This is a genomic window from Rhodanobacter sp. PCA2 (assembly GCF_013620825.1).
Classification (GTDB): Bacteria; Pseudomonadota; Gammaproteobacteria; order Xanthomonadales; family Rhodanobacteraceae; genus Rhodanobacter_A.
Genome location: NZ_NJIC01000009.1, coordinates 146,592 through 163,410, shown reverse-complemented (window position 1 = coordinate 163,410; position 16,819 = coordinate 146,592). Strand labels below are relative to the sequence as shown.

At 62.6% G+C, this 16,819-nt stretch carries 14 protein-coding genes; 6 read left to right on the top strand and 8 right to left on the bottom strand.

What is annotated here, in order from left to right; genetic code table 11:
• Nucleotides 1–10 precede the first annotated feature (10 nt).
• Genes wecB through PCA_RS02855 form a run of 6 tightly spaced genes read right to left on the bottom strand, consistent with a single transcriptional unit; the run spans nucleotide 11 to nucleotide 8,312 of the window.
• Nucleotides 11–1,123, bottom strand: a complete 1,113-nt coding sequence (gene wecB / locus PCA_RS02880) for a UDP-N-acetylglucosamine 2-epimerase (non-hydrolyzing) (RefSeq protein WP_181300766.1) — start codon at nucleotides 1,121–1,123, stop codon at nucleotides 11–13.
• Complete coding sequence (locus PCA_RS02875) at nucleotides 1,120–2,196, bottom strand: glycosyltransferase family 4 protein (protein ID WP_181300764.1); 1,077 nt, start codon at nucleotides 2,194–2,196, stop codon at nucleotides 1,120–1,122. The genes wecB and PCA_RS02875 overlap by 4 nt, the downstream gene beginning before the upstream one ends.
• Nucleotides 2,186–5,002 carry a methyltransferase domain-containing protein gene (locus tag PCA_RS02870; RefSeq protein ID WP_181300762.1) on the bottom strand — a complete coding sequence of 939 codons (2,817 nt, stop codon included), beginning with the start codon at nucleotides 5,000–5,002 and terminating at the stop codon, nucleotides 2,186–2,188. The genes PCA_RS02875 and PCA_RS02870 overlap by 11 nt, the downstream gene beginning before the upstream one ends.
• The gene (locus tag PCA_RS02865; RefSeq protein WP_181300760.1) at nucleotides 4,999–6,324 is read right to left on the bottom strand and encodes an ABC transporter ATP-binding protein; all 1,326 of its coding nucleotides are present in this window, start codon (nucleotides 6,322–6,324) and stop codon (nucleotides 4,999–5,001) included. The genes PCA_RS02870 and PCA_RS02865 overlap by 4 nt, the downstream gene beginning before the upstream one ends.
• Nucleotides 6,314–7,138, bottom strand: coding sequence for an ABC transporter permease (locus PCA_RS02860; RefSeq protein WP_181300758.1), 825 nt, complete (start codon nucleotides 7,136–7,138; stop codon nucleotides 6,314–6,316). Before PCA_RS02860 ends, PCA_RS02865 begins: the two co-directional genes overlap by 11 nt.
• A 1-nt stretch (nucleotide 7,139) precedes the next feature.
• Nucleotides 7,140–8,312, bottom strand: coding sequence for a PLP-dependent aspartate aminotransferase family protein (locus tag PCA_RS02855; RefSeq protein ID WP_181300756.1), 1,173 nt, complete (start codon nucleotides 8,310–8,312; stop codon nucleotides 7,140–7,142).
• A 198-nt stretch (nucleotides 8,313–8,510) separates the two neighbouring features.
• Here PCA_RS02855 and rfbB point away from each other — a divergent pair, with 198 nt between their 5' ends.
• The 5 genes from rfbB to PCA_RS02830 are packed head-to-tail and all read left to right on the top strand — an operon-like array spanning nucleotide 8,511 to nucleotide 13,347.
• On the top strand, nucleotides 8,511–9,560 hold the full coding sequence (gene rfbB, locus PCA_RS02850; RefSeq protein WP_181300754.1) for a dTDP-glucose 4,6-dehydratase: 1,050 nt from the start codon (nucleotides 8,511–8,513) through the stop codon (nucleotides 9,558–9,560).
• A complete protein-coding gene (gene rfbA / locus PCA_RS02845; RefSeq protein WP_181300752.1) occupies nucleotides 9,557–10,441 on the top strand; it encodes a glucose-1-phosphate thymidylyltransferase RfbA in 885 nt (294 codons plus the stop codon). The genes rfbB and rfbA overlap by 4 nt, the downstream gene beginning before the upstream one ends.
• Nucleotides 10,438–10,995 (top strand): dTDP-4-dehydrorhamnose 3,5-epimerase, encoded by a 558-nt coding sequence (rfbC, locus tag PCA_RS02840; RefSeq protein ID WP_181300751.1) that lies wholly within the window; start codon nucleotides 10,438–10,440, stop codon nucleotides 10,993–10,995. Before rfbA ends, rfbC begins: the two co-directional genes overlap by 4 nt.
• Nucleotides 10,992–11,921, top strand: a complete 930-nt coding sequence (gene rfbD / locus PCA_RS02835; RefSeq protein WP_181300749.1) for a dTDP-4-dehydrorhamnose reductase — start codon at nucleotides 10,992–10,994, stop codon at nucleotides 11,919–11,921. Before rfbC ends, rfbD begins: the two co-directional genes overlap by 4 nt.
• A gap of 13 nt (nucleotides 11,922–11,934) precedes the next feature.
• A complete protein-coding gene (locus PCA_RS02830; protein ID WP_181300747.1) occupies nucleotides 11,935–13,347 on the top strand; it encodes a mannose-1-phosphate guanylyltransferase/mannose-6-phosphate isomerase in 1,413 nt (470 codons plus the stop codon).
• A 60-nt stretch (nucleotides 13,348–13,407) separates the two neighbouring features.
• On the opposite strand, the gene PCA_RS02825 is transcribed toward PCA_RS02830, so the two are convergent.
• Together PCA_RS02825 and PCA_RS02820 are read right to left on the bottom strand one after the other, a co-directional pair.
• Entirely contained in the window at nucleotides 13,408–14,184 is a 777-nt protein-coding gene (locus PCA_RS02825; RefSeq protein WP_255436614.1) for an SURF1 family protein, read from the bottom strand.
• Nucleotides 14,185–14,241: 57 nt separating this feature from the next.
• The gene (locus PCA_RS02820; protein WP_219918485.1) at nucleotides 14,242–15,570 is read right to left on the bottom strand and encodes an MFS transporter; all 1,329 of its coding nucleotides are present in this window, start codon (nucleotides 15,568–15,570) and stop codon (nucleotides 14,242–14,244) included.
• A 244-nt stretch (nucleotides 15,571–15,814) separates the two neighbouring features.
• Between PCA_RS02820 and cyoA the strand changes: the two genes are divergently transcribed.
• Nucleotides 15,815–16,810, top strand: coding sequence for a ubiquinol oxidase subunit II (gene cyoA / locus PCA_RS02815; RefSeq protein WP_343204397.1), 996 nt, complete (start codon nucleotides 15,815–15,817; stop codon nucleotides 16,808–16,810).
• Nucleotides 16,811–16,819: the final 9 nt, after the last annotated feature.

Here is a 16,819-nt window from a genome sequence, read left to right as displayed (position 1 = left end):
ATGGCTGCATTCATGCGCCGGCGAGGTCCTGCCGCAGGATGTCCACGATCCTGCCAGCAGCTCTCCCGTCGCCATAGGGTGATACCCCACGCGCCATCTGCCGATACACATGAGGATCGGTCAGCAACTCATTGGCTGCCTGCACGATGGCTTCGCGCCGAGGCCCCACGAGGCGCACGACTTCCGCAGCAACTGCCTCGGGCCGCTCGGTCTCATTCCGCAACACCAGCACCGGCTTTCCAAGTGCAGGAGCCTCTTCCTGCACCCCCCCCGAGTCACTGAGGATCAGGTAGGCACGCTGGAGTGCTGCGATGAATGGCACATAATCCAGCGGAGGGCACAAAGTGATTGACGCATGCCTGCCAAGCATTTCCTCTGCCACGGACTTCACGTTCGGGTTGGGGTGCACCGGATACAGTACATGCACATCCGCATGGCATTGCACTATATCGAGCACCGCCTGACATATTTCACGAAACGGTGCGCCGAAATTCTCCCGGCGATGCGCCGTAACCAGGATCAGGCGCTTGCCTTCCGGCAATGCGATATCCAACTTGGGATCCCGCGATGCCACTTGCATGAGCGCGTCAATGACGGTGTTCCCGGTCACATGGATTGACGCGTCGTCAAAGCCTTCGCGCAGCAGATTCTCCCTGGAGCTTTCGGTGGGTGCAAAATGCCAGCGAGCCAGATTGCCGGCCACGATGCGATTCATTTCCTCCGGAAAGGGATTCCCCATGTCCCCCGTGCGCAGCCCAGCCTCGACGTGGCCAACCGGGATGCGGCGGTAGAAACAGGCCAGCGCAACGGCCATCACCGTAGTCGTGTCGCCCTGGACCAAAGCCACATCGAACGTCCGATCGGACAGGACATCATCCATCGCGGCGAGAATCCGCGCCGTCAGCTGCGCCAAGGACTGATTGGGCCGCATGATGTCAAGATCGATATCGGCTCGAATCGAGAAAGCCTCAAGTACCTGATCCAGCATCTGGCGATGTTGTGCTGTTGCCAAAACAGTAACTTTGGCCCATGACTGGTCACGAAGTGCCAGAACCACCGGCGCCATCTTGATCGCCTCTGGCCGCGTACCAACCACAACGAGGATATTTTTCTGCAGACTCATGAATTCAACTCTAAAGACTCGGAGGCCATTCCGCGGATGCCCAAATCATCGATCAGAAGCTTCCAATCACCAATAAACGCGGCGTCGTCGAACTTCGACGCACATCGCCCCATCCGCATGGCAGCTTCGCCATAGCACCTGAACATCTCCTCGATGCGGTCGGCACCTGCAATCGGGTCGTCCGGGTTGTAAAGATGGGCGATGCCCCCGTCGAGCAGTTCAGAATGCGCCGGGATCGCCGACAGAAGCACCGGCACCCCTGCAGCAATTGCTTCAGCCGCTGCCAGGCCGAAAGATTCGCCGCGCGAAGGCGAAACCATTACCCCTCCATGGCAGCGCCACGCCGCCAGAAACAGCGAGGTCTTGATAAAGTGCAGCGGTGGGAGACGCAAAACGCTTCCCCTCAATCCCGTTCTTTCTATCCGACCATCGAGATCGTAGCCCGGTACCTCGGGGCCGACGATGGCTCCAAGATAAGTACCGGGTTGGCGCCGTTCAAGTTCGACCAGGATATCCAGGAACCCCTGGGGGTTTTTCAATTCGTCGACACGACCAAAAAACAGCAACGAACGCCTGCGCCAAGACGGCAGCTTTGGAGGCGACACCTCAATGCGCGGCGACACACAGTTGCGCAACAGGCGGACCCGGTTGTCCAGCATCGGGCGCTCCGCGATCAATGACCGGGCAAAAGTATGCGACGGCACGACAATCTCTTCCACGTGCGGAGGCAGAGAGTCAAGGTAGGCTCGACCCACCTCATAAGCTGTGTGGCATTCGACCACCCAGTGCGCTCTACCCGACGGGCGAACGGGCAACATCTCCGGGGTATCGATCACGAAGACAATGTCGTAACGGGCCGCATCGAACTCCCTGACCACGCGGATGATGCGCTCCAGTCCTGCCAGACGAATCGTCTCGACAAAGGCACTGAGTCCACCTCCGTCTGCACAGTAGTACACGTCAATCCGGACGTTTTCTCCATTCGCTTCGAATGCGCGCGCGCGATTCAGAAATACCCTTTCCACGCCCCCATAGGTTGCCCACTGATATACAAAGCAAACATCAAGTGACATACAGGCTCCTGATACCGGCCCCGTCCGTGACTGCCTGCAGCAGGGCTTCAAAACGTGCGCTCCATGTCGCGCGTGCGAGGTTGAGTTCAATTTCCTGATAGTTCAATTCTACCCGCGCCAACTCCCTGCATGCATCGACAAATTCGGATACCCCTTCAACAACCCGAACCGCTGGCAAGCCGGCAAGATGCGGGATTCCGGTGCAAACCGTCGGCAGCCCAAAATACAAATATTCGTATATCTTGATCGGATCGACGGCGGCAGCGAGGGTCCCCGGCACGAATGGTACCAAGGCCACGTGCCAATGTTGCGCGTACTCCCAAAGGCGTCCGGGCGGTACCTTGCCGAGCAACGTCACGTTGGGCAAGTCATCAACGGCCCGTCGGGCCCACTCGGGCTCGCCGTAGCCTATAAGCTCGAACTTCGCATCGGGCATTGCCCGCGCAGCCGCCAATATCACTCCCCAGTCGAACCACGCATCGGTGAGGTGGCCGAAATATCCGATTCGCATCGAATTCGCCGATTCGCGGACCCTGCTCGCACACCGTGCATGATCCAACCCAAGAACATCGGGTTTGTAGCCATTGCCGATGACGTGTACATCACTACGCAAATCGCTGAACTTCGCAGCCAACGGGGCTGACACAGCGGCAACGGCATCGGCGGCCAATACTATTTCCCGCTCCGATGCGCTATCGAACCATGGAGCCTGTCCAACTTTCGAAAACTCCTCCCACTCGTCGAGAATGTCGTAGACGACGGCCAGTGCGCGAGCCCGCATGGATTCATGCATCCCCACCAGGATAGGTGCCGGCAAGGTAACAACAAAAAGTGACTGTAAATCGCGCCGCGTATCAAGTAACGCTGCGCGATCCGCCAGATCGTACAAGCCGATCTGCCAGATCCCCGGGTAAACCTCACTGCCGGTTCGAGGCAGTACTTCACCCCTGTGCCACTGCCAAGCGACAAAGATCACCTGATAGCCATGCTCGGCGAGATACTTGGCAAGATTGATCGGGCGCTGATTGACCAACTCGTCGAACTCAAAGGCACACGGGACGATGGCCAGTCTGGGCGCCGAGTTGGCCAATGCAATCCAATCAAACGTGCCGACCGTTTCGGGTACCGGACTGGGCTCGGCGCTGGCGGATTGTGCGTGGCTCCTGACGATTCGCTCCCTCAGGCGCATGAGTCGATGCCGCACGCCTTCCGGCAACCGCCAGTAACTGGAACGCATTGCTGAATAGATCAACTCGCGGCGCTGCGCGCGAGATCCCCCAAGCAGTGCACGAACGAAACGCAGCGGATGTGTAATGCGCCATGAAAGGCTGGAGGTAGTTTTGGCAAGCTCGTCGGATACCATGCCAAGTTGCGCGGATGTCTGGTCCAGCGCCTGACAGGAAGCAGCGTGACCGGCTCTTGCCGACGCCAGATCCGCCGTCACCTTCGCCCTGAGGACGCGCTCTTGTTCCAGATCTTCCCCCAATCGTTCCGATTGGCGATGTAAAGCATCAGCAAACCCACTGGCCGCCCTCAACTCGGCTTCCAATTCGCTGCACACGAGCGTCGCATCCGCTATCGCTGCATCGCGCTCGTTCATTATGGACCGGAGTTCAACCTCCATTTGGGCCGCACCCAACACCCTCGTGCACTCGTCGTGCAACTGCGTGCAGAGCCTGTCAACCTCGCCGCGCAGGTCTTCGGCAGCCTGATTGGCCGCGCCAAGCTCAAGCTCCAACGCCGAGCGTGCCGCACCGGCGTCTGCCAAAACCCTGCCCTGCTCATCAATGACAGCCTGCAGTTGCGCCTCCCGCGGCCCCGCCGCCAGAGCCTTGTCGCGCTCATCCTGTAATTGCACGCAGAGCCTTGCAACTTCTTGACGCAGTGCATCCGCGTCTCGACTGGACCTCCCGTGCTCCCCCTCTAATACCGAGCGCGCATTGTTTGCATCAGACAACGCTTGACTGCGCTCCCCCAGGAGCGCCTCGCATCGGGCCTCCCGCTGCGATGCCGCAAGTACCATCTCGCGCGCTTTGGCAACCTCGTACTCGAGCGCCTTTGTCCTTTCACTCAGTATCTCGATGCGTGTCTGTGCCTGCACCAACTGGCGCAAGCGACCGCCTGCGAGCAAGCTGGCAGGCGACTGCCCGTCGATCCGTATGTTTGCCAGCGTCATCGCACCATGCGACATCGCCTCGATTCTGCTATAGATGACCAACACCTGCTTGCCGTTCCAATATCCGGAATCGTCATCGGACAGGTCTTCGATCGCAGCATGCGCAAGCACGAACCCGTTGCGGATAAAAGCCATGTCCCTGGCGTCAAAGGTATGGAAATGCTCGGAAATTCGCTGATATTCCTCGAAAGGCAGCAGCAGCGCGACATGCGATCGGGCAAATGTCGATAGCCTGTCGAATACTTTCCACGGCTCCTGAAAATGTTCAAGAGTATTTGAAGAAAACACCACATCGTAAACAGGCATGGGCTCATTGAGCACATCCCGGCACAGAAACTCCAGATGTCCGTGGTTCGCAGAGGCGTTTGCAATCGCCTCTCCCGAGAAATCCACACCTGTCACCGGTACTGCAAGCCCGGCAGCAAGTTCACTTGTACCGCTACCCTCTGCGCACCCCCAGTCACACACCGTGGCATGACCGACGCGTATCTCCTGAGTAAACCAATCAGGAAAATTCGCCAAAGCAACTCTGGCGAAAAAACGACTTTGGGATGGCCCCCCCAAGTCGCCCCAGTCGGACTTGAACCGGTGCTCCCAATAGTCCTTGCTATTGATGTCACTGGTATTCATGAGGCCGCTCCCGATCCGTCTTCAGGCACGCATACCCGTTGCGTTATGGGCGGCAGGAAAAGTCCGAACAATCTCCCGGATTGAATGGATGAAAAATAATGTGCGCCTTCAATGTACTCGTAATACTGGATCGCCGCCCCGGCGCGTTCTTCGATGGCAACCACCAAAAGATATTGTCCGGTATTCAAACAATTTTCGAAACGAAAGCAGACTTCGTAGCGATCGGAGCTTTCGTCGAACGAATCATGTCCAACATCCGCAGTAGAGGAAACTATCAGGTCTGTTCCCTTCAAATCCTTGATTGAAAACGCCACTGCCAAGGTGGCCTTGGCCGCGCCCTGGGGAACACGGAAAGCAATTCTCACTTCCAGCAATTCCCGATCATGAAATGCGTCGCGACGCTTGCCGCCCTGATCGAAGACCCCGGCCGATTCGACACATCCCAGATGCGACCCCCAGTGATTGACCGGTTTGGTCCGCCCCATTGATTCCGATTCCGACTCCGGAGAAACTTGCGCCGCCGATGGCAAAGTCGGTTGATCGACGGGAGTTTCTGCCGCGTCAAACAGATATTCCATGTACTGGGCAGTCACCGGAAACACGGACCCGTTCAAGCGCAACGAGCCGCTGTCCAGCCACACAGCTCGATCGCATAGCGTTCGGACGGAGCTGACATCGTGGCTGACGTAAAGAATGGTGACACCCGATTCACGCAGCTTCTTGATCCTGTTCAGGCACTTAATCTGGAAGCGCGCATCGCCAACCGCCAATGCTTCATCCACGATGAGCAGTTTCGGATCTACATGAATCGCGACCGAGAATGCCAAGCGGACGTACATGCCGGATGAATATGTCTTGACGGGCTGATCCATGAAACGCCCGATCTCCGCAAACGCCTCAATGTCATCGAAGCGATCATTTATCTCCTGATGACTCAGCCCGAGAATCGCCGCATTCATGTAGGCATTCTCGCGACCAGTGAATTCGGGATTGAACCCTGCGCCCAGTTCCAACAGCGCCGCTATGCGACCATTGACACTGACCTGTCCACTCGTTGGCGTCACCGTGCCACATACAAGCTGGAGTAATGTCGACTTACCGGATCCATTTCTTCCGATGATGCCGACCGACTCGCCTTTCTTCACCTCAAAATTGATGTCCCTGAGCGCCCAATACTCTCGGTACATGAGCTTGCGTCCGCCCACGATCCCCTGCACCAGCCGATGGTGAGGCTTGTCGTAGATGCGGTAGCACTTGCCGAGCCCGACGAGTGAGACCATTGTTTCATCTGGAACGACAACTTGAGCGGCATCAGAGGACATCGGCAAAGCCCCGGCGGGTTTTCTGAAACAAGGCAAACGCAATCGCTGCGAAGATCAAGGCTTTCAGCATGTAGGAAAGCAAACCGTGAAAATCTGGCACATCCCCCCAGAGCAGGACTGCACGAGCCTGTTCGATGAGAAAGGTCAAAGGATTGAAATTCAGATAGGCCCTGAATTTTTCAGGCACCGACGTCATCGGAAAGAAAATTGGTGATGTATACAGCATCACCATCAGCAGCACACCCACGGTCTGGCCGATATCGCGCACATATACGCCAAGCGCACCCAGCACCCAGCTCGTGGCCACCGAGATGACAGCCAACGGCGCCAATATCAATGGAAAGAACAACAACGTCGAAGGAATCGAGCCAACGAAGACGAGCATGAAGCATATATATACGATCAAGCCGATCAACGCATGGAACAACGATGCCATGACCGAAGCCACAGACAATACATCCAATGGAAATATGATCTTTTTCACGTAATTCGCGTTGGCGACAATGAGCTGCGGGGCACGACTGGCGCACTCCGAAAATGCGCCATAGATGATCAGGCCAACAAACATCGCCGTTGCAAAGGAGCCTCGAGTTGCCCCGCCGATTATCCAATGCGATTTGAAGATCACCGTGAAAAAGAACGTGTAGATTCCGAGCATCAACAGGGGCGTGACGAATGACCAAGCGATTCCAATCATTGATCCACGGTATCTCACCAACACATCGCGACGCGCCAATTGCCAGATCAAGTGGCGATTCGAAACCATGGAGCGCAATGCCGACAGCGGGAAAATAGACGTAGTCACCGCAGCCATTTCAGACTCGCCCCATCGCCGCATCGAGATCGGCCCGGAGGTCCGACAGGTCCTCAACCCCAACTGACAGCCGTATGAGCCCCTCATGGATTCCCAGGCGTTTACGGTTGGCCGGGGGCAGGGAGGCGTGGGTCATGCTGGCCGGATGTTCAATAAGGCTTTCCACACCACCGAGCGACTCGGCCAGCGCGAAGAGTTCGCAGCGTTCCAGCATGCGGCGCGCCCTTTTCAAGCCGCCCTTCACCTCGATGGTGACGATGCCGCCAAAACCGTGCATCTGGCGCTTTGCCAAGGCGTGCTGCGAATGGCTTTTCAGACCTGGATAGATCACGCGTTCGACCGCCGGGTGCTTCTGCAGCCAGCCCGCCAGCTCCAGCGCGCTGACGCAGTGCTGGCGCATGCGCAGATGCAAGGTCTTCAGGCCGCGCAGGGCGAGGAAGGCATCAAACGGACCGGCCACAGCCCCTACCGAGTTTTGCAGGAAGGCCATTTTCTGGGCCAGATCCGCGCTCCCTGCTACCACGACGCCGCCAACCATGTCCGAATGGCCGTTGATGAACTTGGTGGCCGAGTGCAGCACCAGATCGGCACCGTACTCCAGCGGACGCTGCACCATCGGTGAGCAGAAGGTGTTGTCGACCACCAGGATCAGACCGTGCTTCTTAGCGAAAGCCGCGACCTTGGCCAGATCGACCAGCTTCAACATGGGATTGGTGGGCGTTTCGGCCCAGATCATCCGGGTGTTCGGCCTCAGGGCTGCCTTCAACACCGCCATGTCGTTCAGGTCGATGAAGCTGAAATCCAGGGCCGCCGAACGCCGGCGCACCCGCTCGAACAAGCGGTAGCTGCCTCCATAGAGATCATCCATGGCGATCACATGACTGCCGGAATCCAGGAGGTCCAGCGTGGTGGCCGCAGCGGCCATGCCGGAGGCGAATGCAAAGCCGGCCACACCACCTTCCAGATCCGCCACGCAGCGCTCGTAAGCCATGCGCGTGGGGTTTTGCGTGCGCGAGTATTCGTACCCCTTGTGCTTGCCGGGGCTTTCCTGCACATAGGTGGAGGTGGCGTAGATCGGCACCATGATCGCGCCGGTCGAGGGATCGGGATGCTGGCCAGCGTGGATCGCGCGCGTTCCGAATCCGGGATGAGAGGCAGAGGTCTTTTTGGGCATCACCAAGCAACCGTGCTAATGGGAGAGGACCGCCGGAAATCGGCCGTCACGTCAATGAACCGTGCATTGTACCTGTGAGACCGGCAGTTGCCTTAACCGCGGCCAGCATCCTACCCGAACGCCCCTCGCTGGCGTATTTGAGTCACGGGGCGGCCATGCAAAAATGAGGCTTTGTAGCTACGCGGATCGCGCGCGCCCATGCATACCCTTCTCGTGACCGGCGGCGCCGGCTTCATAGGCGCGAACTTCGTGCTCCAGGCGTTGGCCGACGGACGGCGCGTGATCAACCTGGACAAGCTGACCTACGCCGGCAACCTCGACACCCTGGCCTCGCTGCAAGGTGACGCGCGTCACAGCTTCGTGCAGGGCGACATCGGCGACCGTACCCTGGTGGCCAAACTGCTGGCCGAACACCGGCCTGGTGCCATCGTGAACTTCGCCGCCGAATCGCACGTGGACCGTTCCATCGATGGCCCCGCCGAGTTCGTGCAGACCAACGTGGTGGGCACGCTGGGCTTGCTGGAATGCGCCCGCGACTACTGGCGCGGCCTGGAAGGCCCGGCACGCGAGAACTTCCGTTTCCTGCACGTCTCCACCGACGAGGTCTACGGCACGCTGGGCGAGACCGGCATGTTCACCGAGGCCACGCCGTACGCGCCGAACTCACCCTACTCCGCGTCCAAGGCTGCCTCCGACCACCTGGTGCGCGCCTTCCACCATACCTACGGCCTGCCGGTGCTCACCACCAACTGCTCGAACAATTACGGGCCGTTCCAGTTCCCCGAGAAGCTCATCCCGCTGGTGACCGCCAAGGCGCTGTCCGGCGAGGCGTTGCCGGTGTACGGCGACGGCCTCAACATCCGCGACTGGCTGTTCGTGGGCGACCACTGCAGCGCGATCCGCCGCGTGCTGGAAGCCGGCCGCGTGGGCGAGACCTACAACGTGGGCGGCAACGCCGAGCGCACCAACATCACCGTGGTAAAGACGATCTGCGCACTGCTGGACGAGCGTCGCCCGCTGTCCGATGGCCGCAAGCGCGAGTCGCTGATCACCTTCGTGAAGGACCGCCCCGGCCACGACCGCCGCTACGCCATCGACTCCGGCAAGCTGCAGCGCGAGCTGGGCTGGAAGCCCTCGCAAACCTTTGAAAGCGGCATCGCCGCCACGGTGGACTGGTACCTCGCGAACCAGCCATGGGTGCAGCGTGTGCTGGACGGCAGCTACCGCATGGAGAGGCTGGGCGCATGAGCACGAAAGGCATCATCCTCGCCGGCGGCTCCGGCACCCGCCTGCACCCGATCACCCGCGCGGTGAGCAAGCAGCTGCTGCCGGTGTACGACAAGCCGATGATCTACTACCCGCTGGCCACGCTGATGCTGGCCGGCATCCGCGAGATCCTGGTGATCAACACCCCGCACGAGCAGGCGATGTTCCAGCGACTGCTGGGCGACGGCTCGCAGTGGGGTATCGATATCCACTATGCGGTACAGCCCTCGCCCGACGGCCTGGCACAGGCCTTCACCATCGGCCGCGATTTCATCGCCGGACAACCCAGTTGCCTGGTGCTGGGCGACAACATCTTCTACGGCCACGGGTTCACCGAACGATTGCGGCGCGCCACCGCACGCGAGCGCGGCGCCACCGTGTTCGGCTATTGGGTGAGGGATCCGGAACGCTACGGCGTCGCCGAGTTCGACGCCGGCGGCAACGTGGTGGGTCTGGAGGAAAAGCCCGCCAAGCCCAAGTCGCACTATGCCGTCACCGGCTTGTACTTCTACGACGACCGGGTCTGCGACTACGCCGCTTCACTGAAGCCCTCGCCGCGCGGCGAGCTGGAAATCACCGACCTCAACCGCTGCTACCTCGACGATGGCTCGCTGCATCTTGAACAGCTCGGACGAGGCTTCGCCTGGCTGGACACCGGCACGCATGAATCGCTGATGGAAGCGGGTAACTACATACAGACCATCGAGAATCGCCAAGGCCTCAAGGTCTGCTGCCCCGAGGAAATCGCCTTCCTCAACGGCTGGATTGATACGGCGCAGTTGCTGTTGCTGGCCGAGCAGTTAGCCAAGACCGGCTATGGCCAGTACCTGCAGCAAATGGCCAGGGAGGGCGTGGCACGATGAAGCTGATCGAGACGCGCCTGCCAGGCGCCGTGGCGATCGAACCGCAGGTATTCGGCGACGCGCGCGGCTTCTTCTACGAAAGCTACAACGAGGCGAAGTACCGCGAAGCCGGGATCGACCGGCGCTTCGTGCAGTCCAACGTTTCTCGTTCCGCGCAAGGCGTGCTGCGCGGGCTGCATTACCAGTGGCCGAATCCGCAGGGCAAGCTGGTCAGCGTGCTTGAAGGCGAGGTATACGACGTGGCGGTGGACATCCGCCACGGGTCGCCGACCTTCGGCCAGTGGGCGGGCGTGATGCTCACTGCCGAAAATCACCGCCACTTCTGGATCCCGGAGGGTTTCGCGCACGGCTTCTGCGTCGTCTCCGAATTCGCCACCTTCAGTTACCAGTGCACCGCGCTGTACGACCCCAGGGCCGATGCGGGCATACGCTGGAACGACGCGGCGCTGGGCATAGACTGGCCGGTCGCCGAGCCGCTGCTTTCCGACAAGGACGGCAGGGCGCCGCTACTGTCCGACGTCCCCCCGGACCGCCTGCCGAAGTATGCAGCATGAGAATCCTGCTGCTGGGCGCCAACGGTCAGCTTGGCCGCAGCTTCGTCGAGGACGACGGCCTGGCCTCGCGCGGCGAACTGGTCACGGCCAGTCGCCACGGACGGCGCCACGATGGCGCCGTCATCGAGCCGGCCGACCTCGCCGCACCGGATACGCTGCCTGCCCTGCTTGACCGCATCCGCCCCGACGTCATCGTCAACACCGCAGCTTATACCGCGGTGGACCACGCCGAGCAGGAAGAGGCGCTGGCCACGCGCGTCAACGGTGAAGCGGTGGGCGTGCTGGGCCGCTGGGCCGCCGCGCACGGCGCTTTGGTAATCCACTACTCCACCGACTACGTGTTCGATGGCACGGCCACCGCGCCTTATCCCGTCGATGCACCCACCGACCCGCTGGGCGCCTACGGCCGCAGCAAGCTGGCCGGAGAGCAGGCGCTGCACGACAGCGGCGCGGCCCATTTCATCTTCCGCACCGCCTGGGTGTACGCACCGCACGGGCAGAACTTCCTGCGCACCATGCTGCACGTGGGCGCCGAGCGCGATGAACTGCGCGTGGTCGCCGACCAGATCGGCACCCCCACTGGCACCTCGCTGATCGTGGGCGGCACGCTGGCGGCTCTGGATGCCTGGCAAACCGCCGGCGCAGAGCGGCGCCATGCTCTCCAAGGCACCCATCATCTCGTCGCCAGCGGCCATACCAGTTGGCACGGTTTTGCCACGGCGATTTTCGATGAATCGCTGCGGCGGGGGCTGTTGCCGCGCAAGCCGCGCGTAATCGCCATTGCCACCGCCGACTACCCCACACCGACGCGGCGCCCGTCCTGGTCGGTACTGGACAATTCCGGCTTCCAGCAGCGTTTCAGCTATGCTTTGCCGGATTGGCAAGATGGCTTGCACGGCATCATCAGTACGCTTCACACAAACTAAGGATGGCGGAACCATGTTGGTCCCCTTGATTCTCAGCGGCGGCAGCGGCACCCGCCTGTGGCCGGTTTCGCGCAGGAACCTTCCCAAGCAGTTTCTCTCCCTGGCAGGCCACGGCACGCTGTTCCAGCAGACTGTCGCGCGCACGCGCCAACTGCCCGACGTGGCCGCGCCCATCGTGGTGGCCAGCGAGGATCACCGCTTTCTCGCCGCCGAGCAGCTGCGCGAAGCCGGCATCAATGGCGGCACCGTGGTACTGGAGCCGCTGGCGCGCAATACCGCACCGGCGATCGCGCTCGGCGCGCTGGAAGCGCTGAAGCGCGATCCCGAGGCATTGCTGCTGGTGCTGCCCGCCGATCATCTCATCAGCGACACAGCCGCCTTCGTCGCAGCCGTCGGTCAGGTCCTGCCATCTGCCCGGCAAGGTTGGCTGGTCACGTTCGGCATCCGCCCGGATCGGGCCGAGACCGGTTTCGGCTACATCCGCCGTGGCGACGCCATCGGCGATGGAGCGTTCCGCGTCGAGCGTTTCGTGGAAAAGCCCGACCTCGCCACCGCCGAGGGCTACCTCGCCGACGGCGGCTACGACTGGAACTCCGGCATGTTCCTGTTCCGTGCCGACCGCTATCTGGAAGAGCTGGGCCAGCATGCCCCGGCGATGCTGCAGGCCGTACGCGCCGCGCACGCCGCGGCCCATGCCGACCTCGACTTCGTGCGCGTGGACAAGGAGCTTTTCGCCCAGGTGCCCGAGGATTCCATCGACTACGCCGTGATGGAAAAGACCACGCGTGCGGCCGTCATCCCGGTGAGCTGCGGCTGGAGCGACATCGGTTCGTGGTCGGCGCTGTGGCTGGCCGGCGAGCGCGACGCGGACGGCAACCTGCGCGAGGGCGACACGCTCGCCGTCGACACGCACAACTCCCTGCTGCGCTCGCACGACCGCCACCTCGTCGCCACCGTGGGCGTGGACGACCTGGTGGTGGTGACCACGCCCGACGCCACCCTGGTCGCGCACCGCGACGCGGCGCAGGACGTGAAGAAGATCGTGGAGCAGCTCAAGGCCGCCGGCCGCAGCGAGCACTCCTTCCATCGCGTGGTGCACCGCCCCTGGGGCAGCTACGACTCGCTGGAAGCCGGCGAACGCTTCCAGGTGAAGCGCATCGTGGTGAAACCCGACGCGTCGCTGAGCCTGCAGAAGCACCATCACCGCGCCGAGCACTGGATCGTGGTCTCCGGCACGGCCGAGGTCACCTGCGACGACAAGGTGTTCCTGCTGGGCGAGAACCAGAGCACCTATATCCCTCTGGGCAGCACGCACCGCCTGCGCAATCCGGGCAAGGTGACGCTGGAACTGATCGAGGTGCAGTCCGGCAGCTATCTTGGCGAGGACGACATCGTGCGCTACGACGACGTATACGGTCGCGCCTGAGCCACACCATCGAAAGCACTTTCCGCGACGCCCGCCGGTTCCGACGGGCGTTTTTCATGGCTACCGCCGGCGCCGCCTGCGCAAGCGGTATTCGTCCCGCGCCACGTAAGCCGCGGCGCCCAGCACCATCAGCGCCAGCACGTACCAGGTGATCAGGTAGTTGAGATGGTGGTTCGGAAAACGGATCACCGTCATGCCGCCGCGCGGCCACTCGGCTGCGCCCGGATCTGATACCGCATCGGCATCCACGAAGTACGGTGCCACGCCCTGCAAGCCGCGCGCTCTGGCGATGGCCGCCACGTCGCGGGTGTACCAGGTGTCGGTGGCGGGATCGTTGTGCCGGAACAGGGCGGACGGCTCGCTGATCCGCAGCAGGCCGGTCACCATGACCTCGCCCGCGGGCGCCGCCGGGCAATGTCCCTTGAAGTCGCACCAGCCGTCCGGCGCGAAGCCACGATTCACCAGCACGATGCTGCCGTCGTCGCGGCGCAATGGGGTGAGTATCCAGTAGCCGCTGCCGGCCTCGGTGGCGGTCCACACCCGCGTCTGGCGCCCGGGCAGCCAGGTGCCGGAAAGCCGCACGTGGCGGTACTCGGCATTCGCCGCGGTGATCCCGGCCCAGTCGGCGGCCGCCGGCGCGGGTACCGGTGGCGCATGCACGCGCGCGTCGACGCGGGCGATCAGCGCGGTCTTCCACGCCAGCCGGTGCACCTGCCAGGTGCCCAGCGCCACGCAGGCGGAGAACAAGGTGACGCCGAGCAGGGCCAGCAACGCCAAGGCCAGCGGACCGCGCAGGCGGCGCTCGTGGTCGTCGGCAGGCAGCGGCATGTCAGGCATGGTGCGTCGTGATGGCCTGCCGCGCGCTGCGCGGCAGGCGCGGGACGAAGCCGTCCATCAATCGTTGGGCAGGCCGTCCGACTGCCGGCTGATCCACAAAGCGACCAGCGTGCCGATCGCGCCCGACAGCAGGTACAGGCCCACGTAGGGCACGCCGGCATACCGGGCCAGCGCCAGTCCCACCAGCGGCGCAAAGCCCGCACCGATCAGCCAGCCCAGGTCGGAGGTGATCATGGCGCCGGAGTAGCGGAATTCCGGCCGGAAATTGGAACTCACCGCGCCGGCCGCCTGCGCGTGCGTGAAGCCGAGCAGCGCATAGCCCAGGATCACGAACAGGTAGCTGTTCACCACGCCGCCGGCAAGCAGCAGCGCGGTCCAGCCGCTGTAGACCGCGATCAGCAGCGCGCCCACCGCCAGCGTGGTGCGGCGGCCGAAGCGGTTCGCCACCTTGCCGGAGAGGAACATGCAGGGCAGGCACACGAACGCGCCGACGATCTGCACCAGCAGGAAGCTGACCGTCGTCTGCTGCGTGTAGAGGATGGCCCAGGACAGCGGGAAGATGGTCACCAGGTAGAACAGCGCGTAGTTCGCCAGCGGCGCGAACGCGCCCAGCGCGATGTTGTCGCCCTGCGAACGGACCAGCTCGCGCATCGAGGTGGGTTCGAGCTCGCGCTCCTTGAGCTGTTCCGCGTAGCGCGGCGCCACCACCATGCGCAGGCTGGCGAACAGCGACACCACGTTGATCGCGAACGCCGCGAAGAACGGATAGCGCCAGCCCCAGTCCACGAATTCCTGCGGCGTGAGGCTGGACCAGATGTACGCAAACAGCCCCGCGGCGAGGATGAAGCCCAGCGGGTCCGCGAGTTGCGGCAGCATGGCGTACCAGCCGCGCTTGTCCTTCGGCGCCTTGATCGCCGCCAGCGAGGCGAGGCCGTTCCAGCTGCCGCCCAGCGCGAAACCCTGCCCGAAACGCAGTATCGCCAGCACCAGGATCGCGGCCCAGCCCCACGAGGAATAGCCGGGCAGGAACGCCGTGCCGGCGGTCGCCATGCCGAGCAGGAACATCGCGATGGTCAGCTTGGCGGGAAGGCCCAGATGGCGTTGCAGCACCACGAAGAACATCGAGCCCAGCGGGCGCGCGAGGAAGGCCAGCGCGAACACCGCGAACGACAGCAGCATGCCGTCGAAGTGGTTGGCGAACGGAAAGAACACCGCCGGGAACGCCAGCACGCAGCCCAGGCCGAACACGAACAGGTCGAAGGATTGGCAGATGCGACCAATTACCACACCCACCACGAGATCGCCCGCCGTGAGCTGGTCGTGCGAACCCGCGTCGTGCGCGAAGGAGGCCGACGGGTCGGCAGACTGGACATTGCTGATTGACATGGGGAATTCCGTGGCGGAGCGCGTGCAACCGGAGGTTGTCGAGCGGAGCGGCGACGGCACGACGGACGCGACCAGCCGCGTTCGCGCAGCCCTGGTCACGTCCCCGTGCAGCCCCGTTCCACGCCCGGACGAAGGGTCCGACCGGCGAAACTCGACTGCCGAGTAGTATTATAGGCACTCCCGGGTGAGCGGCATAAGCAGGCTCCCCGTCATTCCCCTGGACAAACTGCGCGTATCCATGACAGTGAAACGTCTTCGCGGCTTGCTGCTGCTTCCGCTTGCGCTGCTCGCCGGCTGCCATCTGGCACTGATCAGCCCCTCCGGCGACGTCGCCCGGCAGCAGAGCGACATCATGATCATCACCACGGCGATCATCATGCTGATCGTCGGGCCGGTGCTGGTGGCGATCGGCGTCATCGCCTGGCGATACCGATCATCCAACAAAAACGCCCGCTACGACGCCCACTGGGACCATTCGCCACAGCTGGAACTGCTGGTGTGGGCGGCGCCGGTGCTCATCATCGTCGCGGTCGGCGCGATCACCTGGATCGGCACCCACCAGCTCGACCCGTACCGCCCGCTGGATCGCGTCGCCGCCGGCAAGCCGGTGGCCGCGGACGTCAAGCCGCTGGAAGTGGACGTGGTGTCGCTGCGCTGGAAGTGGCTGTTCTTCTATCCGCAGTACGGCATCGCCACGGTGAACCAGCTGGCCGCGCCGGTCGACGTGCCGATCCGCTTCAAGCTCACGTCGGACGAAATGATGGATGCGTTCTCCGTGCCCGACCTCGCCGGCATGATCTACACCATGCCCGGCATGCAGACCGTGCTGCACGCGGTGATCAACAAGCCGGGGCAGTACCCGGGCTTCTCCGCGAACTACAGCGGCGCGGGCTTCACCGACATGCGCTTCACGTTCGAAGGCATGAGCCAGCAGGACTTCGACCAGTGGGTGGCCAAGGCCCGCGATGGCGGCGGCGCGCTCGACATCCAGGCCTACGACCAGCTGCGCCAGCCCGAACGCAACGTGCCGGCGCGCTCCTGGGCCAGCTTCGAGCCCGACCTTTTCCGGCGCATCCTCGAACGCTGCGTCCTGCCCGGCGAGACGTGCATGAGCGAAACGATGGCCGCCGGCGGCCACGCCGGCCATGCCATGCAGGACATGCCGGGCATGCACGAAGACGGCGCCGCGCCCGCGGGCGCCGCCACGCCCGCCGGGACGCAGCCTGCCGCGACGCATTGATCCAGTTCA

Coding starts and splice junctions, on each gene's coding strand:
- rfbC (WP_181300751.1), top strand. CDS start 10,438: ATGAAGCTGATCGAGACGCGCCTGCCAGGCGCCGTGGCGATCGAACCG.
- PCA_RS02875 (WP_181300764.1), bottom strand. CDS start 2,196: ATGTCACTTGATGTTTGCTTTGTATATCAGTGGGCAACCTATGGGGGC.
- PCA_RS02820 (WP_219918485.1), bottom strand. CDS start 15,570: ATGTCAATCAGCAATGTCCAGTCTGCCGACCCGTCGGCCTCCTTCGCG.
- rfbB (WP_181300754.1), top strand. CDS start 8,511: ATGCATACCCTTCTCGTGACCGGCGGCGCCGGCTTCATAGGCGCGAAC.
- PCA_RS02855 (WP_181300756.1), bottom strand. CDS start 8,312: ATGCCCAAAAAGACCTCTGCCTCTCATCCCGGATTCGGAACGCGCGCG.
- PCA_RS02870 (WP_181300762.1), bottom strand. CDS start 5,002: ATGAATACCAGTGACATCAATAGCAAGGACTATTGGGAGCACCGGTTC.
- PCA_RS02830 (WP_181300747.1), top strand. CDS start 11,935: ATGTTGGTCCCCTTGATTCTCAGCGGCGGCAGCGGCACCCGCCTGTGG.
- PCA_RS02865 (WP_181300760.1), bottom strand. CDS start 6,324: ATGTCCTCTGATGCCGCTCAAGTTGTCGTTCCAGATGAAACAATGGTC.
- wecB (WP_181300766.1), bottom strand. CDS start 1,123: ATGAGTCTGCAGAAAAATATCCTCGTTGTGGTTGGTACGCGGCCAGAG.
- PCA_RS02825 (WP_255436614.1), bottom strand. CDS start 14,184: ATGCCTGACATGCCGCTGCCTGCCGACGACCACGAGCGCCGCCTGCGC.
- rfbD (WP_181300749.1), top strand. CDS start 10,992: ATGAGAATCCTGCTGCTGGGCGCCAACGGTCAGCTTGGCCGCAGCTTC.
- PCA_RS02860 (WP_181300758.1), bottom strand. CDS start 7,138: ATGGCTGCGGTGACTACGTCTATTTTCCCGCTGTCGGCATTGCGCTCC.
- rfbA (WP_181300752.1), top strand. CDS start 9,557: ATGAGCACGAAAGGCATCATCCTCGCCGGCGGCTCCGGCACCCGCCTG.